The organism is Pseudoalteromonas sp. S1610 (assembly GCF_005887465.1).
GTDB classification, from domain to species: Bacteria; Pseudomonadota; Gammaproteobacteria; order Enterobacterales; family Alteromonadaceae; genus Pseudoalteromonas; species Pseudoalteromonas undina.
Genome location: NZ_PNDI01000038.1, coordinates 36,668 through 50,979, shown reverse-complemented (window position 1 = coordinate 50,979; position 14,312 = coordinate 36,668). Strand labels below are relative to the sequence as shown.

12 protein-coding genes are annotated in these 14,312 nt (G+C 40.7%); 6 read left to right on the top strand and 6 right to left on the bottom strand.

The window, feature by feature from the left end; translation table 11 throughout:
- The first annotated feature begins 54 nt into the window (after positions 1-54).
- Both CWB77_RS13435 and CWB77_RS13430 read left to right on the top strand, forming a co-directional pair.
- Positions 55-999, top strand: a complete 945-nt coding sequence (locus CWB77_RS13435) for a D-2-hydroxyacid dehydrogenase (protein WP_138623134.1) — start codon at positions 55-57, stop codon at positions 997-999.
- A gap of 174 nt (positions 1,000-1,173) precedes the next feature.
- A complete protein-coding gene (locus CWB77_RS13430) occupies positions 1,174-1,554 on the top strand; it encodes a DUF3192 domain-containing protein (protein WP_008113368.1) in 381 nt (126 codons plus the stop codon).
- Here CWB77_RS13430 and CWB77_RS13425 read toward each other — a convergent pair.
- From CWB77_RS13425 to CWB77_RS13415, 3 genes are all read right to left on the bottom strand, one after another.
- Positions 1,537-2,472, bottom strand: coding sequence for a GGDEF domain-containing response regulator (locus tag CWB77_RS13425; protein WP_138623132.1), 936 nt, complete (start codon positions 2,470-2,472; stop codon positions 1,537-1,539). The two genes, CWB77_RS13430 and CWB77_RS13425, sit on opposite strands and share 18 nt — an antisense overlap.
- A gap of 55 nt (positions 2,473-2,527) precedes the next feature.
- A complete protein-coding gene (locus CWB77_RS13420; RefSeq protein ID WP_226916168.1) occupies positions 2,528-2,659 on the bottom strand; it encodes an Hpt domain-containing protein in 132 nt (43 codons plus the stop codon).
- 341 nt (positions 2,660-3,000) lie between these two features.
- Entirely contained in the window at positions 3,001-4,392 is a 1,392-nt protein-coding gene (locus CWB77_RS13415) for a PhoH family protein (protein ID WP_010391619.1), read from the bottom strand.
- A 298-nt stretch (positions 4,393-4,690) separates the two neighbouring features.
- Between CWB77_RS13415 and rapA the strand changes: the two genes are divergently transcribed.
- From rapA to CWB77_RS13400, 3 genes are all read left to right on the top strand, one after another.
- A complete protein-coding gene (rapA, locus tag CWB77_RS13410) occupies positions 4,691-7,585 on the top strand; it encodes an RNA polymerase-associated protein RapA (protein ID WP_138623130.1) in 2,895 nt (964 codons plus the stop codon).
- A 139-nt stretch (positions 7,586-7,724) separates the two neighbouring features.
- Positions 7,725-8,378: a bifunctional tRNA pseudouridine(32) synthase/23S rRNA pseudouridine(746) synthase RluA gene (gene rluA / locus CWB77_RS13405; RefSeq protein ID WP_138623128.1), complete on the top strand. Its 654-nt coding sequence runs from the start codon at positions 7,725-7,727 to the stop codon at positions 8,376-8,378.
- Between the two features lie 92 nt (positions 8,379-8,470).
- On the top strand, positions 8,471-9,400 hold the full coding sequence (locus tag CWB77_RS13400; protein WP_138623127.1) for a DUF3530 family protein: 930 nt from the start codon (positions 8,471-8,473) through the stop codon (positions 9,398-9,400).
- On the opposite strand, the gene djlA is transcribed toward CWB77_RS13400, so the two are convergent.
- The 3 genes from djlA to CWB77_RS13385 are packed head-to-tail and all read right to left on the bottom strand — an operon-like array spanning position 9,383 to position 11,928.
- Positions 9,383-10,240 carry a co-chaperone DjlA gene (gene djlA / locus CWB77_RS13395; protein ID WP_010391624.1) on the bottom strand — a complete coding sequence of 286 codons (858 nt, stop codon included), beginning with the start codon at positions 10,238-10,240 and terminating at the stop codon, positions 9,383-9,385. The two genes, CWB77_RS13400 and djlA, sit on opposite strands and share 18 nt — an antisense overlap.
- Before the next feature lie 33 nt (positions 10,241-10,273).
- Positions 10,274-10,930: an N-acetylmuramate alpha-1-phosphate uridylyltransferase MurU gene (gene murU / locus CWB77_RS13390; RefSeq protein WP_138623125.1), complete on the bottom strand. Its 657-nt coding sequence runs from the start codon at positions 10,928-10,930 to the stop codon at positions 10,274-10,276.
- Between the two features lie 2 nt (positions 10,931-10,932).
- Positions 10,933-11,928 (bottom strand): aminoglycoside phosphotransferase family protein, encoded by a 996-nt coding sequence (locus tag CWB77_RS13385; RefSeq protein WP_138623123.1) that lies wholly within the window; start codon positions 11,926-11,928, stop codon positions 10,933-10,935.
- 94 nt (positions 11,929-12,022) lie between these two features.
- Between CWB77_RS13385 and lptD the strand changes: the two genes are divergently transcribed.
- Positions 12,023-14,269 carry an LPS assembly protein LptD gene (gene lptD, locus CWB77_RS13380; protein ID WP_138623121.1) on the top strand — a complete coding sequence of 749 codons (2,247 nt, stop codon included), beginning with the start codon at positions 12,023-12,025 and terminating at the stop codon, positions 14,267-14,269.
- Positions 14,270-14,312: the final 43 nt, after the last annotated feature.

Below are 14,312 nucleotides of genomic sequence, written 5' to 3'. Positions count from 1 at the left end.
ACTTCGCGTACTGGGATTATCATTCTTTTTACACATACACTATTAGGACACATCGTGAACATAACAATTCTTGATAACGCCACACTGGCAAACACCTCACTTGATGGTATCTCAGCACTTGGAGATCTTACCGTGCATCAGCTAACTAGCCCAGAGCAAGTGTTGGCACATAGCCAAAATGCCGAGGTGTTAATCACTAACAAAGTAGTAATTAATCGTGACACTATGACACAATTAAAATCGTTGAAACTCATTTGTGTCAGTGCAACTGGCACTAATAATGTTGATTTAGATGCCGCAAAAGACTTAGGCATTGCAGTTACCAATGTTGCCGGTTATTCAACCCCTTCTGTTGTTCAGCATACCTTTTCGTTGATCACTAACTTGTTAGGTAATACTCACCGCTATCAAGCGGATTGCCAGCAAGACGCATGGCAAAAAAGTGACATGTTTTGTCGACTTGATTACAGCTTTAATGACATTCAAGGTAAAACATTGGCTATTATTGGCGGAGGTACTTTGGGTAAGGCAGTATCTAAAGTAGCTGAAGCGTTTGGCGCTGAGGTGATTGTTGCAGAGCGCAAAGGCACAGCGTGTCGCGACGGACGCACCCCGTTTGAAATAGCAATAAAAACAGCAGACATTATTAGCGTTCACTGCCCACTTAATGATGAAACACGCGACTTAATTACACTTAATGAATTAAAAATGATGAAACCGACTGCGCTAATTATTAATACCGCACGCGGCGGGATAATCAATGAAGCAGACTTAGTAGAAGCATTAAAAGCCAATATTATTGCCGGTGCCGGCGTTGATGTGCTGACCAAAGAGCCCGCTGAGCTTACTAATCCTCTGGCTAATTATACGGGTGATAATTTACTACTTACCCCACATATAGCGTGGGCGAGCACTGAATCTATCGTGCGCTTAGTAAAAGAAGTGAGTTTAAATATTGCAGCATTTAGTCAACACGAGTCGCGTAACCGCTTGGTTTAATGCCATAAAAGTAACTTAGTCAAAATTACTAAAAAGTGGCTTTTTAGATTTATATTTTAAAAAAGCCACCACCCCACCAAACACAACAAAAACAACCCATTGATTTTTAAGAATTTAAAAACTGGCTTGGTCTTTGCTACATTGTTTTTAATTAATCATCTAGGGAATAACAAAATGAAAAAAACACTTTTAATTGCTGCACTAACTGCTCCTTTTTTAACGGGTTGTGTAATCGCTGTATCTGATGGCGAAGCAGAAGGTCATTGGGCAGGCAATAGTTCTTCAAGCTGGCAGGCCACACATAAAAACAATCGTGAAATCATTTCAGGTCTGGCAATGGATAGCTCGTATCAGTCAGTATTAAACCAACTAAAAACACCTAATTTCACTGAATTATTAAAAAAACAGGATGATGTTTACCAAGTGTTGTTTTACGCAACACACAGCATTCATTCAGATGGAAAAATGACCAAGGATGAATGCACACCATTAGTATTTAAAAATGACAAATTAGTGGGTATTGGCAGCTCAGCACTATCAATGCTGACAAACTAAACGCTCATATGTTCCTATGGGCGCCAATTCAATCGCATTGCGCCCTGACTTTTTAGCATTATATAAACCAGAGTCAGCCTCTTCTAGCAATGCCTTCTCTGTGTATGCTTGACTGCTCTCACTTGAGGCAATACCAATGCTAATAGTAATGTGTGGAGCATTTAACGATGCGTTGTGCTCTATATTCAAATCATTAATGGCTTCACGTAACTTATTAGCAAATGCAATAGCCCCTTGCTGATTGGTTTCTGGTAATACGGCTACAAACTCTTCGCCACCATAACGGGCAACAAAATCACTGCCGCGCTCACATTGCGCCGCTAGTGTTTGCGCCACAGCTTTTAAACACTCATCGCCAGCACGATGACCGTAACAATCGTTATAGCGCTTAAAGTGGTCAATATCGATAAGCAATACACAAATGGAAGAGTTATTACGCTTACTTCTTCGCCACTCTCGCTCTAAATTTTCATCTAAATAACGTCTGTTAGGTATTTCTGTTAAACCATCAATAGACGCAAGCATTTCTAATAAATCGTTTTTTTGCTTAATAAGTAGTTGATTGCGTACACGCACTTTAACAATTGAGGCACAAAATGGCTTTACAATGTAATCCATTGCGCCTAATTCTAAACCTTTTGCTTCGTCTTCATGAGAGCTGTTCGCTGAGATAAAAATAATGGGGATCGCATGGCTAAGGCTACTTTCTTTAAGTTCCACCAGCACGTCGTAACCATTCATGCCAGGCATCATGATGTCTAAAATAATTAAATCTACCTGCGTATGCTTAACAAATGTCAACGCCTCTTCGCCACTTGCCACTAAGTAAACCTCATGCTCATCACTTAAAGTTCTTTCTAAAATGATTCGGTTAAGCGCATCGTCATCTACAATTAATATTTTTGCTTTATTTATCATTGCTTACATCTAAACTTTTTATATAAATTTGCACTCGCTCTAACTGTATTATTAATTATTTAATTGCAGCTGCAGCGTGCTTGCCGTCCGCTTTTAATACTTGCTCAGTGTGTTGAGCACACAATAATAATCGGTTAAAACCTAAATTTCCTGCTATCCCTTTTAAACTATGCACTAAGCGTACCATTTCACTAGTATGGTTACCCCTTCACATTTAATAACGTACGCTCCTATAAAAAGAATGTATCAATTACTGTTTAATACAGTCAAAGCTTATTATTTATCAAAAATGCCTAACGAGACATGAACAAGTAATGAACTTAAATAGACCTGGCATAGCTTTAAATAAATTCATATCTTTTTTCTGAAGATCGATGTGTAGATATTTGACAAGCTAGGTATACGTATTAATTAAACGTCAAACTGTTGACGTGTAATTAAGCGCTTTAATAAGCGATGAATCACCTAGATTAAATACTTAATTTTTGGCTCGATAATAAAATAGTAGATTATCGAGCCAAAGAACACTTATAAATTCTCCTCTGCAAATGACGCTAGTCGACTTCTTACTACACCATTAAGATTAACAGTAGCGCCGCCTTCAAAGTGCTTAAATCGCTCCACAATATAGGTAAGCCCTGAGGTAACAGCGGTTAAATAATTACTGTCTATTTGTGCTAAATTTCCGGTACAAATAAGTTTAGTTCCTTCACCACAGCGGGTAATTATGGTTTTGAGCTGAGAAGCCGTTAAGTTTTGGCTTTCATCTAAAATCACCACCGCATTTTGAATGCTTCGCCCACGCATAAAGTTCACCGATTTAAACTGAACATTGGCTTTTTCCATAATGTAATTACGGCTTGAAACAGGGTTCTCATCTCCTTTATGCAGCACCTCTAAGGTATCGGTTATGGCAGCCAGCCAAGGCGCCATTTTCTCTTCCTCGGTGCCAGGTAAAAAGCCAATCGATTCCGCAATTTCAGGGGTGTTTCGGGTTACAATCACTTTATCGTAAACACCTTTTTCAATCACCATCTCAAGTGCACAAGCAAGCGCGAGTAAGGTTTTACCACACCCCGCAGGGCCGGTTAAAATAACAAGTTCAATAGAGGTATCGAGCAGTGCATCTAGTGCCATTGCTTGGTAAATATTTTTTGGCTTTATTCCCCAAGCACTTTGATGCATTAGTCGCTCTGCTCCAATATCTTTAATGGTAATATGCTCACCATCGTAAGATTTGACTCTAGCGGCAAACTGATCGCCATCATCAAGTAAATACTCATTACAAAACACATCTGGGATTAAATCTTTAGGGATATGATGGACTGTTTCACGCCCGTGTTGCTCAGTGTTACACTCGCCAACATGCTGCCAAAAATCACCAGTAATTTTTTTATAGCCGCTGGTAAGTAAGGCGATATCGTCAATAAGCTGATCGGTACGGTAATCTTCAACATATTTAAGCCCCGCCCCTTTGGCTTTTAAGCGCATGTTGATATCTTTAGTAACCAGTATGACTTTTTTATCACTGTGCTGATTTTGTAAGTGCACCGCGCAATTAATAATGCGGTGGTCGTTTTCATTGCCCGGTAAGCCGGAAATAGAATCGGCAAATAAATGGTCATTTACAATCAGTAAGCTTCCCGTTAATCCGCCTTGTTTATTACTTGGTAGCGCAACCCCTTGTAACATTTGCTCGGGAGAGGCCTGGCTGAGCACTCCATCAAGTCCACGAATGGCCACTCGGGCATCGCGACTTACATCGTGTTTTCTATCTTTAATGTGATCAAGCTCTTCCAATACAGTCATTGGAATAACCACTTGGTGTTCTTGAAATGACAAATACGCGAGGGGTTCATGAAGCAATACATTGGTATCTAGCACATACATTTTACTATCAAGGTTCGAAGCTTTTTCCATAGCACTTTCCTTACGTTTTATGATTTTTATGCTATACCCAATAAACTAATCAGTGTGACTAATAAACTTGATTAATTACTTAGGTATAATTTGAGTTTAGTCTATTTGTCATAAAAGTCTGTTTTATGACAAATATCATTTAGTTTGAATTTCCTACAAAATCGGCGCACTAATCAGTGCTTATAGATAGGAATAATTCACACTTATAAAATTAATTAAAAGTCAGGCAAATAGCGCCTTGCAGTGGTGTTATCTAACAGGTAACATAGCCGCCTTTTTCTTCATAGACGAGACATACATGAATTTTTCCTTAGGTCAGCGTTGGATCAGTGATACAGAGTCAGATTTAGGATTGGGCACCGTTGTTGCCATTGATGGCCGCCAGGTCAGCATTTTATTTCCTGCCAGTGGTGAAAACCGTGTTTATTCTTCTGCAGAAGCTCCGGTAACCCGCGTAGCATTTAATCCTGGTGATGTGATCCGAAGCGTTGAGGAGTGGGAATTACAAGTTGAGTCAATTGAAGTACAAGGCGAATTACTGTGCTATCACGGTGAACGTATTGATAACGGTGAAAAAGTACAATTAAAAGAGACCTTTTTAGACCATTTTATTAAATTTAATAAACCACAAGACCGTTTATTTGCAGGCCAAGTAGACCGCTTTGATCGATACACTTTGCGCTACCAAACTTGGTTACACCAATTTGAACGCCAACAGTCACCTATTAAAGGTTTAATTGGCCAACGTGCCAACCTTATTCCGCATCAGCTTTATATTGCCCAAGAAGTAGGTAAACGTTTTGCGCCACGTGTACTACTTTCTGATGAAGTAGGTTTGGGTAAAACCATCGAAGCTGGCATGATTTTACACCAACAAATTATTACTGGTCGCGCCAGCCGTGTGCTCATTGTGGTACCTGAGAACTTGCAGCACCAATGGTTAGTAGAAATGCTACGCCGTTTTAATTTACGTTTTTCTATTTTTGATGAAGAGCGCTGCGACGAAGCGTTTGCTGATTCACCTAACGTATTTGATACCGAGCAACTGGTGCTTACCAGCCTTGAGTTTTTAACTAAGAAAAAACGTTGGTTTGAACAAGCTACGTTGGCTGACTGGGACTTATTAGTCATTGATGAAGCCCATCATTTAAGCATTAACAACAATAAACCTAGTGCCGAATACCAACGTATGGCTGAGCTGAGTCAAGACATTCCGGGGCTAATTTTATTAACAGCAACGCCAGACCAACTGGGTCATCGTAGCCACTTTGCACGCTTACAACTGCTCGACCCAGATCGCTTTTACGACTACGACGTATTTAAAGAAGAAGAAGCAAACTACAAAGATATAGCCGAAGCTGCTAATCAACTACTGCAAGAGCAATCATTAGATGATAACGCTAAAGCAACCTTGATTGAGCTATTAAAAGAAACGGATATCACCGATATTCTTGAAACAGCACAACAAGGCGACCTTGAAGCACGTAAAGAAATTTTAAATATGCTTTTAGACCGTCACGGTACTGGGCGCATCTTATTTAGAAATAGTCGCAGTGGTATTGATGGTTACCCAAGTCGTAAATTACACGCCTACCCTATGGCTTTACCTAAGCAATACAAAACAGCAATGACTGTACTAGGTAATATGAGCGGCATTCAAAATGCTGAACTCAGTGCACAACGTGCACTTTTCCCTGAAAAAATATTTCAAGAGTTTGAAGGTGAAAGCGCCAGCTGGGGTTTATTTGACCCCCGTGTAGATTGGCTAATCGAAACGCTAAAAACTCTCAAACGTGAAAAAGTATTACTCATTTGTGCTAAAGCCGAAACCGCAATCAGCCTTGAGCAAATATTACGTGAACGCGAAGCAATTAAAGCCTCGGTTTTCCACGAGGGCATGTCGATAATTGAACGAGACCGCGCCGCGGCGTTCTTTGCCGATGAATACGATAATGCTCAAATATTATTGTGTTCTGAAATTGGTTCAGAAGGCCGTAACTTCCAATTCTCACATCATTTAGTGTTGTTTGATTTACCGCTCAACCCAGATTTACTTGAGCAACGAATTGGTCGCTTAGACCGCATAGGACAAACACAAGATGTGAACATTCATGTGCCTTACTTTGAAAATACGGCACAGGAAGTGTTATTACGTTGGTACAACGAAGGCCTAGATGCATTTGAAAGCACTTCAACCACAGGACAGTTATTATATAAAGAGTTTAGCGAAGACTTACTTGAATATATTGCAGCTCATAATTGTGACGAAGATGAGCTAGACCCATTGCTTGAGCAAGTAGCACAAAAGAATGCAGTATTACGTAAGCAAATGGAAAGTGGCCGAGATCGCCTACTAGAACTGCATTCATCAGGGCAAGGCGCTGCTGATTCACTTGTAGCTGACATTGAAAAACTCGATAATCAGTTTGAGCTACCAAGTTACATGATCAATGTGTTCGACACCTTTGGCGTAAGCCAAGAAGATAAAGGTGAAAACACCATTATTTTAAAACCCACTGAGCATATGCTTAACGCGTCATTCCCTGCTTTAAAAGAAGATGGCATGACGGTGACCTTTGACCGTGATACCGCTCTTTCGCAAGAAGATGTGCACTTTATCAGTTGGGATCACCCTATGGTGCAAGGCACTATGGACATGATTTGCGATGATGACTTTGGTAGTGCGTCAGTGGCGTTACTTAAAAACAAAAAGTTACCACCAGGAACATTCTTTGTTGAGCTAATCTTTGTTGCCGAGGCGATGGCACCAAAAGTACTGCAAGTGGGCCGCTTTTTACCGCCTACGCCTATTCGTATTTTACTCGATAAGAGCAGTAATAACTTAGGCGAAAACGTTGGCTTTGATGGCTTTAATCAACAGTTATCTGCGGTAGGTCGCCAAACAGCAAGTAAATTAGCCGGTGCATTACAAAGTGCGGTTCATCCAATGATCAACACAGCAAAAGACATGGCGCAACAAAAGCTGGATGTTATTCGTGCAGAGTCATTAGCTAAAATGCAAACATCGTTGAGTGAAGAGCAACAGCGTTTAGAGGCACTGAAACAAATAAACCCAAATATTCGCCAAGAAGAAATTACTTTTTACGACAAACAACGCAATGAGCTAACCGCACATATTGAAAAAGCGCAGTTAAAACTCGATGCAATTCGTTTAATTGTGGTTTCGCACTAGAGGATATAGCTGTCAGTCGTTAGTTAAAGGTCAACTAACGTGTGCATTGAAAAAGCGCGATATTTATATCGCGCTTTTTACTTGAGCCTTTGCGCTCGCTCCACTAAAATAGCGCACTTCAAAATCACTGAGGTCTGCCGTGTTAGTTAATTACAATCCCCCTATGAGCCCGTATTTAACTATACAGTTTCAAGACGATGATTTACTTATTGTAAATAAGCCTAGCGAGTTACTCACCGTACCAGGTAAAGACCCAAAACATGCCGATAGCTTAATTAATCGCGTCAACCGTGTTTTTCCTACGGCTAAAATTGTTCACCGTTTAGATATGGCTACCTCAGGGATACTTTGCTTGGCAATGAACAAAGCCGCTCACCGCCATTTAAGTATGCAATTTCAAGAGCGTGAAACGGCAAAGCGTTACATTGCGCGAGTTTATGGGCAACTTGAAAGTGAAACGGGCTCAGTTGACTTACCGCTTATTTGTGATTGGCCGAACCGTCCTAAGCAAATGGTTGATCACGACAATGGCAAGCCCTCGCTTACTCATTTTAAAGTGCTTAAGCGCGAAGCACAGGCAACCCGTGTAGAGCTTACTCCTATTACTGGGCGCTCCCACCAGCTGCGAGTACACATGCTAAGCTTAGGCCACCCTATTTTAGGCGATCGTTTATATGCCCACAAAGACGCACTTGCTGCGGCACCTCGATTACAGCTGCATGCACAAATGCTGCAGCTAAAGCATCCTGTTACAGAGCAAGTACTCACGTTTGAAGCTGACCCCGAGTTTTAATACGGATTAATCTTTTAGTTATTTGCAGTAAATAGCTAAACTTTAAGAGTGCTACGCCGATACATAAATAAGATTTAAATTAAAAGCTTATTATGTTTATTACGCAGATATTTAAAGTCATTATTACTACTCTTTCGCTTGGCTGTGCATTAATCAGTTTTCAAGTGCTTAGTGCTGAGTATATCGCTCCTCCTCCCTTTTCAAAAAATATTGATGCGGATATCTCTCGCCTAGCCCAAAGTGATGAAGTAAAGTCTATTTTAGCTGGTGATACTGAGTTTTTAACTTTATACAGTGAATATATGAGCGCCGACTTTAGAGGGGTGGTCATACTCATTCCTGACTGGCAATCAACGCCCACAAACAATTCCGGCATGAACTTTTTGCGTAAAGAGCTGAATAATCATGGGTACACTTCTTATGCGATGACAGTTCCTGATATAGATTGGCAAGCAGCCCAAGAGGACACAGCAAAAACGATTAATGATTCTGTGGGCACAAATAATGAAACAGCCAACGCAAATACTGAGCCTGACACCAGCACACAAAAACAGCCTCATCATGCCGACTATGTTGAGCAAGTAAATACCGAGGTCGTGGATAACTACAAGTTAAAACTGCTCGCTCGCTACGAAGCCTTGTATCAGCAGGCAGCAATGGAGTCTGACAATATTGTTGTTATTGCACAAGGCACCAGTTCTGGGGTGTTGTTGGAGCACTACGCTGAATTTGCAGACTTAAAAATAAACGCCTTCATTAGTTTGAGTAGTTACCTTCCTAATACAAAACGCAATGCCAAGTTAAGCCAAATAACATCCTTGGTAACCCCTGCTTTGTTGGATATTTATTTTGCTACAGACAGTAATGATATCTTAATGAACCTTAAAAACCGTCAGCGTTGGGTTAACCGTAATGCAAAGTTTGATTACCGCCAGCGCCAGCTATTTGGATTGCGCGACGCGCCGCAGCAACATGCACGCTTGAGCAAAGAAATAGACGGCTTTTTACGCCGCCTTTTTTAAATACTCGTAAGCGGCTTGAATATCTTGGCTTTTTTTAACTGCCACTTCCATCATGTGCTTAGGTAAACCTTGCGATACCAGTTTATCAGGATGGTGCTGAGCCATGAGCTTACGGTACGCTACTTTAATATCACGTTGCGACGCATCTTTATTTAGCCCTAACAAGGCCAATGCCTGCGAGCGGTTCATATCATTACTTGGCGGTACATGATGCCCTGAGCCTTCTCGGTAACTACTACTTTGACTTTGCTGCTGCCTAAAGCGCTGTTGTTGCTGCCTAAAATTAAACTCTGCTTGATAACGTTTTAGTACAAAGGCAAAGTGTGCTTTAGATACCCCCAACTGCTTGCTTACTTCTTGCAGTAATTGCTTTTCTTGCGCGGCAAGCACGCCATCGGAAAACGCCATTTGAATTTGAATTTCTAAAAATAACTGCAGTAAATCGTAACGTTTAGCAAAACGTTCTTTAAAGTCATAAACCGTGTCTTTGAGAGAAAAGTCGCTATCTTTACCTGATTGAAATGCCTGCTGCGCTTCACGGCGTTCTTCGCCTTTTAAGCCCATTTCATCCATAAATAGCGTAGCTGCTTTAATGTGAGTTTCGCTTATTCGCCCATTTGACTTGGCAATATGCCCCATTACTGCAAAGCAGCTAGAAAAAAACAGTGCTTGGCGTTCGTTAACATCATCGCCTTTAAAAAGGTTAGAGAAGCCGCCAGCCTGATCAAAGTCTTTCTTTAGACTTTTATCAAACATATGACCTAGGTATAAGCCTAAAATAGCCCCAAATATTTTGCCAAACATAAAACCAAAACAGAAACCGAGAATTTTTCCCCACATTTTAAAACTTACCTCTAGTGTTTTATATTTAGCTTATGGTGCTAATTGTTGGTTAAGAGCCAATAAACGCTCTGGTGTGCCTATATCGTCCCATTGGCCAATATAGAGTTCAGTGGAGACTAAATGTTCATTTATTTTTTCACGCAGTAAAGGCCCTAACGGGCGAATTCCTGGGGCCAGCCCTTCAAAGAAATCAGCCTGATAACGGCCAATTCCAGAAAAAGTATAGCGCTGTTCACTATTAGGTAAGTGGCTTAGGGTAAAATCGCCTTCTGGGTTATGCGCAGGATTTTCAACCAATACAATGTGCGCTTCTTTTGGCTGTAAATGCAGCTGCATTAATGCACTAATATCGTAGTCGCTGTAAACATCACCATTAATAACAATAAATGACTCACCTAATAAAGGAAGTGCTTGAATAATACCGCCTGCAGTTTCAAGCCCGCCAGTTACTTCCTGGCTATAGGTAATACTTACACCCCATGCACTGCCATCTGCAAAGTAGGTTTTTATTTTGTCTCCTTGCCAGGCGAGGTTAATCACAATCTGCGTAATACCAGCTGTTTTTAAGCGCATAATATGATGCTCAATTAGCGGTTTACCTGCCACACATAACATAGGTTTTGGCAACTGTGCGGTGAGCGGCATCATACGTTTACCGCGTCCTGCAGCTAAGATCATGGCCTTCATAATTACTCTCCTTTTAACCGCTGCTGTACCTTTGGCACCACGTAACTTTTTACCCAATCAGACAAATCACTAAGCTCTGGGTACTCTGCCGCCACTTCAACAATATAAGTTAGTGTCGGTAGTATATTCGCTAAGTAACCTTTTTTACCATCCCGTAAATACAAGCGACAAAAAATACCCGCTGCTTTTAAATGGCGCTGCAAGCCGGTTAAATCAAACCAATACTTAAATTGTGCGAATGACTCGTTAGTTATTAAACTTTGGCGCTTAAATTCGTCATAACCAAACTCAAGTAAATGAGTCAGCTCGTCGTTGGGCAATTTAAAATAACAATCTCTTAAAAGCGAGACTAAGTCATAACATAACGGACCTTGTACCGCGTCTTGATAATCAATAATTGCCCATTGCTGCTCGCAGTGCATAATATTACGGCTGTGGTAATCGCGATGCATAGTCACTGTGGGTTGTTCAAGCAGTGTATTGATTAGCAGCGTAGCACTTGTTTGCCATATATTTTGTTGCTCAGCGCTGAGCTCTGTACTAATAAAATCATTAACTAACCAATTTTTAAAAATATCCAGCTCAAGTGCAATAAAGTCATGGTCATACGGATTCATTGACGGAGCTTTTGGCGTTTTAGCCCACTTGGCACTTAAACTGATCAGCTGCTGATAATGCTCGCTGCGATTGGCATCATCAAGCAAGTCAGCTAAATGGGTGTTACCCAAATCACTTAAAATAAAAAAACCTTGCTGCTCATCACTATGAATAATGGATGGTAATAAAAACCCCTGCTCAGAAAACACCTTATTTAATGCAATATAAGGGACGTTGTTAACTTTTTTTGGATCTGAGTCCATCACAATAAAGCTTTTATTTTCAGCGCTTAACCTATAATAACGGCGAAAACTGGCATCTGCGGTTATTGCATTAAGCGCGCAGGATTGCTCACTAAAGTGAGTATTAATAAACTGTTGTAAACTCTCAAAACGTGTCATTTTATAAGCTATCTATTTTTCACTAATTACTTTGCTATTGTTTTCCTTTATTATGTATAGCTTGTAACTAATCACAGAGCATAAAGGTCGATAAATGAGCAAAACCTGGGGCATTTTGATGCTAAGCGTACTGAGCGCACCATCGCTTGCCGAAACTGAACTGACACACAACTTTTGTGGCACTTCAATGCAAACCAGAGCTTGGCAACCGCTAGCTGGCCTTGAGCTTGGAACGGTTGATATCAGCGCTGATGACGTTGAGCTTTTAGGCACACAAAGCGCTGAATTTACTGGTAATGTTGATATTAACACCGTTAACATGAGTTTGTCCGCACAATCAGCACTGATTGATAAACAACGCGGCTTACTCAATGCCACCGGCCCTATTACCTATCGCGATTATGTGAGCAAAGTTCAAAGTGCGGGCTTAAACGCCGATTTAAATAACTCAGCCTTTAGCTTATTAGGCGCACAATACAGCCTAACACAACAGCAAGGCAAAGGCGGCGCGGAAAAACTCACCATCGACAAGTCTGGCTTAATGCTGATGAATGCAAGCTTTACTGCTTGCCCAGGTAATACGCCTGTGTGGGCTATTGAAGCCGACGAAATTAATTTATCACGAGAAGAAGGCTGGGGTGAAACCTACAATGCGGTGCTACGTATTTTAGACACGCCAGTACTCTATTTACCTTATTTTACTTTCCCACTCGATGAGCGCCGTAAGTCAGGCTTATTAACGCCCAGCTTTTCAAGTTCAGATCGTTATGGATTAGAGACTATTACGCCTTATTATTGGAATATTGCTCCAAACTATGATGCAACCATTACGCCGCGTTATATGTCACGTAAAGGTTTACAGCTACAAACTGAATTTAGATATCTAACTCCAGAACACCAAGGTTTAGTGGCTGTCGAATACTTAAATAAAGATGACTCAGAACCTGAGCTTGACGAGCGTTTTTTGTTTCATTGGCAACAAAAAAGCTATATAGGCGAAGACTGGCGAGCCAGTCTTGATATTACCAATGTCAGTGATGATAACTACCTCACTGATTTAAACTCAACTTATGCAAGTAAAACCGATACTCAGCTTTATCGTACCGGCTCACTAACTCACATGGGCGAGATGTGGCGTACTGATATAAAAATACAAAACTTTGAAGTACTCGGTGACCACTTAGAGTCATATACAGCCTTACCGCAAGTTAGCTTTACACAAACTACGCCGTGGAAAATTGATTACTTCGATTTTACTGTTTCAGGGGAGCTGAGCCACTTTACTAATAGCTCAGCGGTTATTGATCAAGCAACTCGCGTGCATATAGAACCTAAAGCACGCTTTGATTACAAAGAGTATGCCTGGTCGTTTTTATCTGAAGTGAGCTTATTGCAAACTAACTATAAACAAGACGGTGATTTACAGGGTACACAGTATAGCGATAATGTTTCGCGCACATTGCCAAAAGTGCGCTTATATTCTCAGCTTAACTTTGAGCGTGATACCTCAATTTTTATCGACGATGGTACTCAAACCTTAGAGCCACAAATTCAGTATTTATATACGCCTAACAAAGATCAGTCTGACATTGGCTTATACGATACCACTAAATTACAAGATGACTTTTTTGGCTTATTTAGAGATGCGCGTTTTTCAAGTGTTGACCGTATTGCCGCTGCAAATCAATTTACGCTTGGGGCAACCACCCGTTTATTTGATAATAAAAATGAAGAAGTATTTAACTTCAGTGCTGGCCAAATATTTTATTTAAGTGATTCAGCCAAGCCCACAGAGCAAGGGCTGAATAGCGACAGTAACTACAATGCCTTGTTTGCAGCGCAAACCATGTTACATTGGCATCGCCGCTGGTATTTGTCGGGTGGAATTCAGTACGACACGGATGGCAAGCAAATTATCCAGTCAAATTTAACCTTAGATTATAAAGGTGACGATAATCAGCTGGTTCAATTGAACCATCGCTATGCAAATGATGTCTCAGGAAATACAATCGAACAAGCGGGCTTATTTACAAGCATCCCTATTAGTGACGAATGGCAATTTATTGCAAGTTACCATCGCGACCTTGATAATAACCGCAGTATTGAAGTATTTAGTGGATTACAGTATGAATCGTGCTGTTGGGCGTTCCAAATTACTGGCCACCGCCAAATTGAAACTGATTTAAATCAGTCAATTGGGCAACCCCAAGCTACTTTTGATTCGAGCATTCGTTTGAATTTTGTATTAAAAGGGCTTGGTAGTAAAAGCCGTTATGATGCTCAAAAATTATTACAACAAGGTATTTTTGGTTATCGTAGGCCGTATTTTCTTAATGACTAAGCTGCATTTTGTATAGTAAAAATTTACAAATAACTATATCAAT

What these genes read in the sequence shown, in the direction of transcription:
- murU (WP_138623125.1), bottom strand. Translation starts at nt 10,930, where the DNA reads ATGAAGGCCATGATCTTAGCTGCAGGACGCGGTAAACGTATGATGCCG.
- CWB77_RS13425 (WP_138623132.1), bottom strand. Translation starts at nt 2,472, where the DNA reads ATGATAAATAAAGCAAAAATATTAATTGTAGATGACGATGCGCTTAAC.
- rapA (WP_138623130.1), top strand. Translation starts at nt 4,691, where the DNA reads ATGAATTTTTCCTTAGGTCAGCGTTGGATCAGTGATACAGAGTCAGAT.
- CWB77_RS13415 (WP_010391619.1), bottom strand. Translation starts at nt 4,392, where the DNA reads ATGGAAAAAGCTTCGAACCTTGATAGTAAAATGTATGTGCTAGATACC.
- lptD (WP_138623121.1), top strand. Translation starts at nt 12,023, where the DNA reads ATGAGCAAAACCTGGGGCATTTTGATGCTAAGCGTACTGAGCGCACCA.
- djlA (WP_010391624.1), bottom strand. Translation starts at nt 10,240, where the DNA reads ATGTGGGGAAAAATTCTCGGTTTCTGTTTTGGTTTTATGTTTGGCAAA.
- CWB77_RS13385 (WP_138623123.1), bottom strand. Translation starts at nt 11,928, where the DNA reads ATGACACGTTTTGAGAGTTTACAACAGTTTATTAATACTCACTTTAGT.
- CWB77_RS13400 (WP_138623127.1), top strand. Translation starts at nt 8,471, where the DNA reads ATGTTTATTACGCAGATATTTAAAGTCATTATTACTACTCTTTCGCTT.
- CWB77_RS13430 (WP_008113368.1), top strand. Translation starts at nt 1,174, where the DNA reads ATGAAAAAAACACTTTTAATTGCTGCACTAACTGCTCCTTTTTTAACG.
- CWB77_RS13420 (WP_226916168.1), bottom strand. Translation starts at nt 2,659, where the DNA reads ATGGTACGCTTAGTGCATAGTTTAAAAGGGATAGCAGGAAATTTAGGT.